This window comes from Kitasatospora sp. NPDC056138 (assembly GCF_042264695.1).
Classification (GTDB): Bacteria; Actinomycetota; Actinomycetes; order Streptomycetales; family Streptomycetaceae; genus Kitasatospora.
Window position 1 is genome coordinate 105,946 of sequence record NZ_JBHJVK010000020.1, and the last position, 11,126, is coordinate 117,071.

The 11,126-nt window shown below is 70.3% G+C and carries 13 protein-coding genes and 3 pseudogenes; 8 read left to right on the forward strand and 8 right to left on the reverse strand.

From position 1 onward, the window contains the following. Window positions 1-85: 85 nt before the first annotated feature. Window positions 86-562, reverse strand: a complete 477-nt coding sequence (locus ACFC1R_RS15440) for a hypothetical protein (RefSeq protein ID WP_375938617.1) — start codon at window positions 560-562, stop codon at window positions 86-88. Between the two features lie 263 nt (window positions 563-825). On the opposite strand from ACFC1R_RS15440, the pseudogene ACFC1R_RS15445 reads away from it, so the two are divergent. The 6 genes and pseudogenes from ACFC1R_RS15445 to ACFC1R_RS15470 all read left to right on the forward strand — a co-directional run. Then, window positions 826-1,002 (forward strand): annotated as a pseudogene (locus ACFC1R_RS15445) (ISAzo13 family transposase); the annotation flags it as partial. 475 nt (window positions 1,003-1,477) lie between these two features. Next, on the forward strand, window positions 1,478-2,254 hold the full coding sequence (locus ACFC1R_RS15450) for a helix-turn-helix domain-containing protein (protein ID WP_375938620.1): 777 nt from the start codon (window positions 1,478-1,480) through the stop codon (window positions 2,252-2,254). A gap of 599 nt (window positions 2,255-2,853) precedes the next feature. After that, a complete protein-coding gene (locus ACFC1R_RS15455; RefSeq protein WP_375938623.1) occupies window positions 2,854-3,621 on the forward strand; it encodes a peptidase S1 in 768 nt (255 codons plus the stop codon). Between the two features lie 445 nt (window positions 3,622-4,066). Beyond that, a complete protein-coding gene (locus tag ACFC1R_RS15460; protein WP_375938626.1) occupies window positions 4,067-5,395 on the forward strand; it encodes a hypothetical protein in 1,329 nt (442 codons plus the stop codon). 90 nt (window positions 5,396-5,485) lie between these two features. After that, a pseudogene (locus tag ACFC1R_RS15465) lies at window positions 5,486-5,824 on the forward strand (GNAT family N-acetyltransferase); the annotation flags it as partial. Beyond that, window positions 5,821-6,465, forward strand: coding sequence for a hypothetical protein (locus ACFC1R_RS15470; RefSeq protein ID WP_375938629.1), 645 nt, complete (start codon window positions 5,821-5,823; stop codon window positions 6,463-6,465). The pseudogene ACFC1R_RS15465 and the gene ACFC1R_RS15470, both read left to right, overlap by 4 nt. A gap of 174 nt (window positions 6,466-6,639) precedes the next feature. On the opposite strand, the gene ACFC1R_RS15475 is transcribed toward ACFC1R_RS15470, so the two are convergent. Continuing rightward, window positions 6,640-7,200: a hypothetical protein gene (locus ACFC1R_RS15475; protein WP_375938668.1), complete on the reverse strand. Its 561-nt coding sequence runs from the start codon at window positions 7,198-7,200 to the stop codon at window positions 6,640-6,642. On the opposite strand from ACFC1R_RS15475, the gene ACFC1R_RS15480 reads away from it, so the two are divergent. After that, entirely contained in the window at window positions 7,160-7,378 is a 219-nt protein-coding gene (locus tag ACFC1R_RS15480; protein ID WP_375938632.1) for an integrase core domain-containing protein, read from the forward strand. The genes ACFC1R_RS15475 and ACFC1R_RS15480 overlap by 41 nt on opposite strands. Window positions 7,379-7,552: 174 nt before the next feature. Here ACFC1R_RS15480 and ACFC1R_RS15485 read toward each other — a convergent pair whose 3' ends face one another. From ACFC1R_RS15485 to ACFC1R_RS15510, 6 genes and pseudogenes are all read right to left on the reverse strand, one after another. Then, window positions 7,553-7,777, reverse strand: coding sequence for a hypothetical protein (locus ACFC1R_RS15485; protein ID WP_375938635.1), 225 nt, complete (start codon window positions 7,775-7,777; stop codon window positions 7,553-7,555). 148 nt (window positions 7,778-7,925) lie between these two features. Beyond that, window positions 7,926-8,186 carry a hypothetical protein gene (locus tag ACFC1R_RS15490; RefSeq protein ID WP_375938638.1) on the reverse strand — a complete coding sequence of 87 codons (261 nt, stop codon included), beginning with the start codon at window positions 8,184-8,186 and terminating at the stop codon, window positions 7,926-7,928. Between the two features lie 21 nt (window positions 8,187-8,207). Continuing rightward, window positions 8,208-8,402 carry a hypothetical protein gene (locus ACFC1R_RS15495; RefSeq protein ID WP_375938671.1) on the reverse strand — a complete coding sequence of 65 codons (195 nt, stop codon included), beginning with the start codon at window positions 8,400-8,402 and terminating at the stop codon, window positions 8,208-8,210. 52 nt (window positions 8,403-8,454) lie between these two features. Then, a pseudogene (locus ACFC1R_RS15500) lies at window positions 8,455-8,589 on the reverse strand (hypothetical protein); the annotation flags it as partial. 357 nt (window positions 8,590-8,946) lie between these two features. Further along, window positions 8,947-9,294, reverse strand: a complete 348-nt coding sequence (locus tag ACFC1R_RS15505; protein WP_375938641.1) for a PRC-barrel domain-containing protein — start codon at window positions 9,292-9,294, stop codon at window positions 8,947-8,949. A gap of 407 nt (window positions 9,295-9,701) precedes the next feature. Further along, a complete protein-coding gene (locus ACFC1R_RS15510) occupies window positions 9,702-10,019 on the reverse strand; it encodes a hypothetical protein (RefSeq protein WP_375938644.1) in 318 nt (105 codons plus the stop codon). Window positions 10,020-10,490: 471 nt separating this feature from the next. On the opposite strand from ACFC1R_RS15510, the gene ACFC1R_RS15515 reads away from it, so the two are divergent. Then, window positions 10,491-10,661 carry a hypothetical protein gene (locus tag ACFC1R_RS15515; protein ID WP_375938647.1) on the forward strand — a complete coding sequence of 57 codons (171 nt, stop codon included), beginning with the start codon at window positions 10,491-10,493 and terminating at the stop codon, window positions 10,659-10,661. Window positions 10,662-11,126 lie beyond the last annotated feature (465 nt).

Here is an 11,126-nt window from a genome sequence, read left to right on the forward strand (position 1 = left end):
ACGGCGAAGCTGTGGTTGCTCGCCTGGACCCCTGTGAGCAGCGGCGGTGGCGAGGTTTGTGACGGGCCTGGCGTGCCCGGTCCGTTCAGCCCGTGGACGGATCCGGCACCTGAGGGTGTCCGATCTGCACACCCCCATGGATCACACCGGCGGCGACCGAGCCTTCCTGAGCGCTGATGTGCACGTTTCCGCCGACCGCGATCCCGCCGTCCCCGGCCGACACCTGGGCCTGGGCCGCGCTCTCAGCCAGCAGCTCGCGCAGCGCCGCGCCGGCGCGCTCGCGCTCGTCCTCCGGCAGGTCCTCCAGGAACGCCTCGAACCGGGCCTGCCAGGATGCCTCCTGGCGGATCCGGAGCCGCTCCAGCTGCTCGCCCTCAGCTGCCGCGAGCTCGGCGGCAGTGCGACCCAGCCGCTCCAGCTCGGCACTCTCACGCTGGGTGTTCCCCCGCCCGAACCAGGCGGCCACCCGGCCTCGGACCCCCTCCCAGGCCTCGGTCCCCGCCGCGGTCATCACCGCCGTCCCCCCGGACATGGCCAGCGCGGTCAGCGCCTCGGACAGCATGCGCAATCCCCCCTTGTCGACAACCGTGACCCCGACCGTACCGCGAGCCGGGCGCCGTGCCCAGGCGGATATTCACGTGGCTGCGCAGGCGATCAACGATAAGTGACTAGCCGTCAGCAATGCCTGCCAAATCGTCACCCTGGAGCGCCGAAGTCAGTACGGGACGACCCTTAGGACTTGAAGAGGAACAACGTGTTGCTTCACGGCTCTGGGCTCGTTGATGCGGTACGCGCATCTCCGAGTCGATCCGTGACCAGCTCGCCTTGAAGTTCGAGGTGTTGTTCCCGCACCTGGATGAGCGGCAACGGCGTCTGCTGATGGGCGCCGAGGCCCGGCTGCTGGGCCATGGGGGCGTCCGGGCCGTCGCACGGGCGGCTCGGGCCAGCGAGACCACGGTCCGCCGGGGCGTGGACGAGCTGGACGCCGGAGAGGAGCCGCTTACAGTAGCCGTTTGCCTGACAGCAAGGCGGCCTCTGCTTGATCATGTGTTTCCGCCAGGAGACACGTGGATCAACCAAGGGCCGTGATGGACGGTCTGCTCGGAAGTGGCGCGCGCGTCGATGCGTTGTCCGGGTTCCGCCGCGGGCACCCTGAAGTCCGCGGGCCGCTCTGGAAGTTGGCCGGCGTGGCGGCCCCGGATGCGGGCAGCCGGTGATCGTGGACGTCGATGGCCTGCTTGTCCTGGCGTACTCCACTCCCTGTGCCGGTGCAAAGCCCCATATGCGAGGGCTGGAACACCGCCGATATGGCCGATTAAAGCCTGCTGGTCTGTATAAGGACTGATGCAACATCGGATCATGGTGGGCTGGACCACCGCCGGGGGAGGGAGAGCTCATGCCGGCCGAAGGACATCGGGGTGTTCGGATCACCCGGGCCGGTCGTCTGTGGCGGATCACCCGGCCACTTCATCCTGGATTGCGCCCCTTCGTCCGGGACTACGCCGGCTACTGGGACGAAGTGGCCTCGCCCTATCGGGTCCGGCTCGTCCCGACGGGCCGCGCCGTCCTGGTGCTCAATCTGAGGAAGCCGTTTGCACAGGTCAGCCGGTTGGGGACGGTGAACTCCGGTAGTGAGGTGGTCGGTTCGCTGATCGCCGGGCTGGAGGACGGGCCCCGACTGTGCGAGCACCCCGGCGGCCAGGAGGCGATCCGTCTGGAGCTGACGCCGCTGGGCGCCTACCGACTGTTCGCCGTACCGATGAGCGAGCTGACCAACACCGTGGTCGACGTCTGCGATGTCCTGGGACCGGCGGCCGGGTTGCTGGTGGAACGTCTGGCAAACACCTGCGACTGGGCGCCCAGGTTCGACCTGCTCGACGCTGCCCTGCTGACCAGATTCGAGCTCGGGCCGGATACTGCGCCCGAGGTGGACCATGCCTGGAAACTGCTGTCCGACGCCGCCGGGACGATCCCAGTCGCACGGATCGCCGACCGGGTCGGCTGGAGCCAGAAGCACCTGGTCCGCAGGTTCACCGAGCAGGTCGGCCTGACGCCCAAGACGCTCGCTCGCGTGCTGCGCTTCCACCGCGCGGTGGGGATGCTCGGCCAGGGTGGTGCGAATCTCGCCGAGCTCTCCGCCGCCTGCGGCTTCTACGACCAGGCTCACCTCAACCGCGAGTTCCGCGCCCTGGCCGGGGTCACCCCGGGCCAGATGGCGGTCGCCCGCTGGGCGGAGGGGGCCCTCTCCTTCTGAAAGGTGGTCGAGCTCCGCGACGTCTTGGGGCCGGAGGCCCGGGACGCTGGTGGAGCGACTGGCGGCCACCCGTGACCGGGGCGGCCAGATTCGGCCTGCGGGATGCCGTCCTGCTGGTCCGGATCGGACGAGGCCCGGACCCGGCACCGGAGGCGGGCCTCACCTGGCGACTGCCGTCCAGAACGGCCGGAGAGAGAGCCCCATCGCCCGATTCGCAGCCGAAGTGAGTTGGAGCCAGGGGGACCTGATCCACCAAAAGGTCGGCCTGGCACCCGAGATGTCCGCCCGGACACCGCGCGCTGGGGACGCTCACCTCCGGGGCTGCGAGTCTGGTCGACGTCTCTGCGGCCTGCGGCTTCTACAACCAGGCCCACCTCAGCCGTGGATTCCACGCCCTGGCCGGCATCACTCCCGGCCTGACGACGGCCACCCGCACGGACGACCGGGCCGTCCGAGTTCCTGATGTCGAGTACAAGTGCCTCATGGGGAAGGAGGCTTCGCCCTGCGAGGACAAGGTCAAATTTGTCCAATCCATCCTTCCAGTACGCCGCTAGGTTCTCCGCACCCGGTTCACCTCCCTTTTGCAGGAAGAGAGTTCGATGCCTAGCTCCCTGAGCAAGGTCCTTGTCGCCGCCGTGACCCTGGCGGGTGCCTGGTCGGTGTCGGCGGCGCCCGCACACGCAGCCTCCCTGATCCCCCTCGGTGGTGGCAGCCCGATCTGGATCCAGGTGAACCAGCCGACCCCGACCGCCATCACCGCAGAGACCTGCACCGTCACGGCTGTGGGCCACGACAGGGCGGGGAACCTCGTGGCCCTGACCAACGCTCACTGCTTCATCGACAAGGCGGGCAACAAGCTGGTGGGGGACAAGGTCTACAAGAGCACCGCGCCGGGGGGACAGGGCCTCAACGTCGCCCCCACCCCCACTGCCGAGCAAGCCATTTCAGATGTGGCGGTCGGCCCGATCGGGACGGCGACCTACGTCAGCGAGCCGAACAACCTCCTCAGCGGCGGCCCTGCCGGCCTGGACTACGCGGTGATCGAGCTGGACCCGGCCAAGGTCGCCCCCGTCAGCACCGTGGGCGGGGTGACCATCACCTCGATCGGGGATCTCCCGCCGATCGGCACCAGGATGTGCAAGCAGGGCTGGGCCACCGGTCTGACCTGCGGTGTGCTGACGGGCAGTGATTCGAAGTGGTTCACCAGTCTGATCTGGACCTGGGCCGGAGACTCCGGCTCGCCCACGGTGGTCGGCAACACGCTCGTCGGCAACGCCTGGGGCGCGTTCCACCACACCCGGATCCTGAGCATCCTCGCCGATATGGACGCCCACGGCGGCGTCGGGGCTGGCTTCCACCTCGGCTAGGAGTGTGGGTCAGTAGCGAGCAACGGGCCGGGTGCGCGCCGGCGATCCGTACCGCCCCCAGGGCCGGCGGGTCATCCAGGCGGGGCATCGGCTCGGGGGCGCTGGCGCGCAGCTGTTCCACCAGGGGATGGCCTGCCGGCGGGCTGTTTCCGGCGGGTGGCGGTGGGCGCGGTCATGGTCCTCTTCTCACGCCGACCGCACGCTCCAGCTGGCAGCTGGGCCACATCACCAACAGCGGCGGATGCTCTGGGGGTGCGCGAACTGCAAGGACACGGCGGGACGCTGGCCGAGTCCGGCAGCGAGCATCCGCCAGGTGATGTCCGGCGCCTGCCCGGGAACGGGCTGTTCGGCTCTTGGCGGCCGCCTCCACCGGCGGCCGCTCGGCCCTCCTGGTGGGGTGCCGACAACCGGCGTCCGTGATGTCGCCACCGTCATTGGGGGAAGCATGGCACTGGACCTGCCACCGGAACTGCAACCGGTGCTGAGTCTGCTCGGGGTGGAATGGCCCCAGGTGAACGAGGACGAGGTGGTACGGCTCGCGGACGAGCTGACCAGGCTGGCCTCGGGCATCGACTCGCTGCAACTGGCCGCGGACAAGGCCGTCAATACGTTGCGCGAGACGTATCACGGCGCGTCTGCCGACCAGTTCGCCGAACTGTGGGGCGCGATCTCGAAGTTCTCCGGCCTGGTGGTGGAGGGCTGCGGGACGCTGGTCAACGTGCTGCACGCGGGCGCCCTGGTGATTCAGGCGTGCAAGGCCGCCTCGACCGCCCAACTTGTTGCCACACAGGGCGAGTTGGCTGTCGCTTCGCTGACCGGTCCGGGCGGTGAGGCGGCCGTGGTCGCGGCCGGCAAACAGCTCGTCTCCGCCATCCTGGACCAGGCGGTGTCCGCGCTCGGCCAGGCGCTGGCCAAGCCGGTGGGCGATGTGGTGGAGAGTGTGGTCAAAGAGGTGACCGGCGGGGGGTCGATCCGCTCGGTCGGCGCCGGGTTCGGCGTCGACCTCTCCCAACTTGCCTCCTGCGCCAGCAAATTGCGACAGCACGCGGACGACATCGAGACGCATGGCAACTCGTTCCGGCGGCTGGTGGAGAGCCTGGACCTCGGGCAGTCGGGGGATGCGCTCGGGCGAGTGGTGATCGCCGCCGCCGAGGAGATCGCCACCGCCGTCGGCGTCGAGGTGATCAAGCGCCTGCTCGCCGCGTTCCAGGGCACCGCCGACCGGATGGACCAGGTGGCCCGCAATCTCACCGAGCACGAGGAGGAGCACACCCGGCAGCTCAACGGCGTCCTGGCCGGCCACAGCACCCCGAACCCGCGCAGCCCGCTCACGCTCGCGGGCAACGTCCTCGGCAGCCCCGGCGCGGGCCGCCCGCACGGGAACGAGCGCCTGTCCCTGGACGGGCTGAGCCCTTCCCAGGACCCCGCTGCCCCGGTTGCTCCGGCCGCAAGCGCATCGGCCAGTCCGACGCCTCCGCAGCAACCCGGCAGCCTGACTGTCCACCAGCCGCTCGGTGAGCCCTCCGTCGTCCGCCAGCACACCCATGGGCCCGGCACCGCGCAGTCGTCCGTTACTGCCCAGTCGCGGGCCCCGCACGCTCCAGGCCTGGTCAACCCGGCTGCCGGTCGGGCGCCGAGCCCGCCCGCCGCCACCAGCCGGGTCCGCGCGGCCGTCCTGGAGCAGCACCGCAACACGCTCCGCCGTACCGCCGCACCGGTGGACGAAGCACCGGATCCCGAACTCCGCGGCGAGAACCGCGACCCGGACAGCTGACCGCCTGCACGACACCTCCTGACGTCGGGGCCGGTCCGAAACCCCTTGGACGGCACGGGGACCACATCGGCCTGGAGCTCGACTCCGAACTGCACGCCGGTCGGGCTCCCGGTGGCGGTCGGCGGCATCGACTGCACGGTCAAGCCCGGCGCCGGCACGCTCTGGCGACTCGGCGTCCACCCGGCCCTGCAGTCCTGCGGGATCGGCATGCTGCTGATCTGCTCCGCCGAGCAGCGGATCGGCGCCCGGGGCCCGACCCGCGCCGAACTCGGCGTCGAGGAGAGCAACCCGCGCGCCCGCGCCCTCTACGAACGCCTGGGCTACCGGGCCTTTGGCCGCGAGCTCGACTCCTGGGACGTGGAGGCCGAGGACGGCTCGCTCCAGCGGTACGAGACGATGTGCACGCTGATGCGCAAGGACCTGGCGTGACGCTGGATTTCTCGGCGTTCGTCGCCGATGCGACGGCCGATCCGGCCGTCGTCGGGCTCGTCCTCAAAGGCTCCCGGGCCCACGACGGCATGACCACCCGTCACTCCGACCACGACCTCTACGTCATCCTCGCCGACGACGCGGCGAGCGAGCTGGCTGCGCTCGACGGCTACCGCTCCGCGCGGCTCGACCTGGTCGTCACCACCCTCGAACGGTTCCGCCGACCCGCCGACTGGGAGCGGTACGCCATCGCCCGCTCCCGGGTGCTCGTCGACCGCCGCGACGGGGAGGTCACCCGAATCGTCGCCGCGATGGGACGGTTCGGCGCCGAGGAGGCCTTCCGGTCCGCCGCCGCCCTGTTGGACGCCTACGCCAACTCGCTCTACCGCTCGGTCAAGAACCACCGCGACGGCAACCCGCTCGCCGGCCACCTCGACGCGGCAGCCAGTGTCGGATTCCTGCTCGACCTGCTCTTCGCCTTGGACCGCCGACCGCGTCCCTACAACAAGTACCTGGCCTGGGAGCTGGACCGGTTCCCGCTGCCCGGTGACGGCGCCGAAGACCGAGAGCCGGCCGCGGGGGTGAGGGCGGCGAGGGTGGCGAGGAAGACGTCACCGCCGGTCATCTCCAGGCGGCGGTGACGGGTCCGCCTGCGGCGTCGAGGATTTGCGGCGGCGGGCCCGGCGACGCGTCAAGCAGCTCTAATGGACCAGGAACGGTCGGCGTCCAGGGATCCCACACCGGAGAATCGTGGAGACCGGTCGGACGCCCGTCCGGCGTGACTCCCGGTGGAGCTCTCATGACGGACCTGGCTTTCATCGGCGCCACGATTCTCGTGTTCGCCGTCCTCGCCCTGATCGCCAAGGGGGTGGAACGGCTATGACCGCAGTGTCCCCGCGCACCGCCCCAGCCGCGGCCCGCCCCCTCCCCGCCTGGTCCTGCTTGATCACGTGGGGCGGCAGGGCGAGTCGGGGCATGGCGCCGTTGCCCATGCACCAGCGCAGGAAGGGCTGGGCAGGTCGGCGGGTGGCGTAGTTGTCCGCGTGCCAGGCCTCGAGGTCGGCCTGTCGGCACTGGTCAAGGGTCCGATTGCGGGCTGCGAGCCAGGTGAGGAAGGCGTCGCCCTGGGGGATTTGCTGCCGGGCCTCGTGGGTGGGGGAGCGTCCGAGCGGCCCGGCCTCGGCCTTCGCTCGTAGGCGCCGCAGTTGGTGCCAGGTGGCGAATCGGTGCAGGAGCTGGTGTCGCGCGGGATCCTCGACCGCCGTGAGGCGCTCGGCGAGCCAGCGTTCGTAGAGCAGGAGCCGCCGGTCCGCGTGGGGCAGGATGTTGCTCTCCATGAGCAGGTCTCGCAGGTGGGCGGCCGTGCGCCAGTGCATCTACCGGCAGCACTTCGCCACCAGGGCCGAGGCCCGACCGAAGACCGCCATCTGGATCACCGACTTCTACAACACGCGCCGCAGGCACAGTGCGGCGAACGGACTGCCACCGACGGAGTTCGGATGGATCATCAGCGAGGCAAGAGCCAGCCGTCTATACGAGGGCCTGGCTGCGTAGCAAAGTCTCTGCGGAACCAAACCAGGGGATTGACACAGCCGTCCTCGGCCCCTTGGGTGAGGATGCCCGCATTGGATAGCCCGTTGGGATATCCAATGCGACAACTTGCTCCGCCAGGAGCCTGATCAAGGTCACGCTCACCGCCATAGGCGGTGCCCTCCGGCGTCCGGGCGGTCATCGCCCCGTCTCCGCGCTCTGCTGCTGGATGTCGCGCAGGATGTCCTCGATGCAGTCCATGGCCAGGACGGGGTGGTGGAGGGTCCAGGGGCGGTTGCGTCGGCGTCGTGGCACAGTCCAGGTGCCGCCAGGACCTGCTTCGGCCTGGTGGAGGTGGCCGTTCTCCTGCAGGACGGTGATCCAGGTGTCCACCTCGACGCTCGTGGCGGGGGTCGTGCGCATCGTGGTGCTCTCCGGTTCGGTGGAGGAGGTCGTGGGGTGGATGACCTGGGGCGGGTGACCGACTGGAGTGACTGGTCCGGTCACCCGCCCCAGGGCGCTGCCCGGTCACCGGTAGTCCGGTCACCCCGGTCACTGACCGGCGGCGCGGTCACCGGCCGGGGTTAACCGACCGGGTGCTGTCCGCCGGGGTGTTGACCGGTTTTCCGCCCAGGTCAGCGGCACAGGCCGGCGGGTCGCCGTGACCGGTTCCGGCAGGGTGCGGGCCAGCGCTGACCGCCTTCCCGCTGTCCCCGGTCACCGCGTGGCTCTCCGACCGGGACACCTTGGGCGCCTCGGTCAGTGCGGTGACCGGCTGCCCGGGGCTGACCTGACCGGGCTGCAACTGGTGCTGTTCGGAGTGGTCGGTCACGATGACCTGGATGCGCTCGGCCTAAGTGGCCTGACCGGCCTGGCCGGGCTGTCCGAGGACACCCCGGTCACTTCCGTTGACCTGCCGCCGGGCGATCAGGATGTAGAGGTGGACTGCTCCGGCCAGGGCGAGCGGCGCGAGTGTGGACAAGACGGCGACCACCGAGTCGCCGAGTCGCAGGCCGGTGACCGAGGTGTCCTGTTCGTTCAGTCGCACTGTGTAACTCGTTGGCCCAGATGCTGGCGACGGTGGCGGTGCCGAACAGCAACCAGACGTACATGCGGGCTCGCAGCGGCGCGTCGTGGAGGACCAGCAGGGCCCGGCCGCCGTAGCCGATGAAGCCGTCGATGACGTGCGGGAAGAGGCAGGTCAGGAATCCGCGGACGTGGATGGCGACGGCCATCTGCTGGAGGGCGTCGTACGACAGGGCGCAGCCGCGCCGCCGGGGGCGATGATGACCGCGCGGTCCCAGGCGGTGACGTGGGCCGTGGTCGGCGCTGCTGCGGTGGTCACGCCGCCGTCCCGAAGTCGTCGCGGTCGAGGCGCTCGCCGGTCGGCCTGGGCGGCTGAGTGGTTTCACTGCGCGGGGCACTCCCACGCGGCGTCCGCGTGTCCGTTGGTCGGCGCTGCGCTGCTGCGGCCCCGAGAAGGCATTGGAGGCCGTCACCTATGGGTGGCGGCCTCCGGCGTTGCGGGGTGTGGGCGGGCGTCACTCGTATCCGAGGCGGGCATCGATGACGAGCCGCAGCACGGAGATTGGTCAGCTGTGACCTTGGCCGTAGTACTGGCCGATCTGGTCGCGGTAGCCGCTGTCGCCGCGGTGCCTGTCCTTGTCGTACTCCGGAGCGTGCTTGATCTGGTCCTTGGTGCGGTTGACGTGGATCTTCTCGTCCGTGGTGTCGACGCGCATGATGGTGCCCGCGGGCAGCAGGACGTGCTTGCCGAAGATCCACGGTCCGGTGTCGACCACGATGTAGGAGGAGCCAACCTCCTCTGTGGCCTCGTCGACCTTGCCGATGTGGCCGTCGGTGGCCTCGACCTTGAACCCGGTCAGGTTCACACCGGGCGTGTACTGCGACGCGGGACTGTAGCTCCACAGGTCGGTCACGGGGATTTCCTCGTCTCTGGACGCGGCGGTCGCCGCTGCTTTGTCGGGGTTCGGGTGAGCAGAAGACCTGCCCGGCCGTCACACCCGGCCCGGTCCTCTCGCCCCAGCGATCCTCACCCGCCGCGGCAGCCCGGACCACGGGGTACTGCGCCGTCCGGCCCAGCTGTCACCCGGACAGCCGCAGCACCCGTACCGGGGCGGAGAACAAGACCGCTCCGCGACGGCCGGCGAGATCGTCGCCAGGCGGTGGCCGAGGTCCGCGCCCGCCCCGCGTCCCTCTCGCCCTTGTGGCGCGCGGGCCTTGGTCGCGTGGGGGGGTGATCGGCGCGGTGGGTGGTGTAGAGGGGCGCCCCGACGCGGGTGCGACGGCCCTGGAATCGGCTCTGCAAGGGGGTTGATCGGCGCTCTCAGCGGCCTACGGCAGGGGCATCATGGCTGCCTGTAGCGGACGTGGACTCGCGGGCGCTGGTCGGCCTGCCAATCAGTGTTGTGCTGCGGTGACTGCTTGGTCGGGAAGAAGATCGCGCTGACCAGATGGGGCTGCGGCCCGGCGAGTGCTTGTTGGCCGCCCTTGACTTGAAGACCTCGCGCAACTCGCCGATCATCTCGGCGAGTTCGTCGGAGCTGAGCCAGAGGGTGCCCTGCCGGTAGCCCACGGAGTCGGCGGTCGGGTCGGCTCCGTCCCGTTCGAGGTAGGCGTTGAATTCGGCGAGCAGGGCGGCCATGGCAGCGGCGAACCCGTGCCGGTGGTCGTCCAGGGACAGAGAGCATCGACAACGCCACGAACGTGCCGGGCCATCAGGAGATGGGGCCACCGGTGGCGAAGGAGGCCCGGTGACCCGCCCCAGGGGTCCGTGCCGGTGTCACGCCGGACCGATGACCATCCTACGCACGTGTCCGTCGACCACGGACGCTGCGCAGCGGTGTTCAGGCCCGCATGCTCTCCGGCCGCCGCCGACCCCGTGCTGGAGAGCATGAGGGTTGCAGTCGAGGACTGATCATCGACCGTCCGGCCCGGCCGCTTCGCTCCATCGCCGGAGCTGTGATCATCGGCGTCCCGTTCGCGGGCGGACGCCCGGCTTGCACCCTGGGCCGGGGGTGGTGAGGGCAAGGAAGTGTGAGAGTCGGGAAGCAGGGCAGCCGCCCCGTGTCTCGTCCGTCTGGGAGGAGACACGGCCCAGCGAGAGGATGACGCGATGAGCACCCCCGACGAGGACACGGCGCGAGGCGAGGAGCAGGTGCGGGAGCAGTCCGCGGAGGAAGGGAAGATCGTGGCTCCCACCCCGGCGGACGTTCGGGCCAAGGCCGACGATTCGCAGGACGAGGAGGAGCCGCAGCCGTCGGCATCCGACACGCAGGCTCCGTAATCAGCAGGCCTGAGCTTGGTGGACGTTTTGCCGCCTGGGGCTTACCACGGCTGCTCGCAGATGACCAGAAGTAGCTCGAACACACTCTCGACCGATGGGAGCTCCGCAATCATGGCCTCCGTCCCAGCGCCGTCCGGCCCCGACATCACCCCCGTACCGCCGCCCGAGCCGCCGGAACCTGCCGAACCTCCGGTGACACCGGATCTGCCGACGCCACCCGGCTCGCCTACACCGCCCGAGCCGCCTACCCCGCCCCGCCCGGGTGATCCAGGCCGGGAGCCTGCCCCGCCGGCACCCGGGCAACCCCACCCGTCGGAGCCACCCGATTAAACGAGGCGCCGCCGACGGCGCTGGTCCAAGCGGGTGACGCCGGGAACGTCATCCGTTGCTGTCCGGTGATCTGGTGTGGGATGTCGGTCGGGGGGGGGGGGGGGGGGGGGCCCGGGGGCCCCCCCCCCCCCCCCC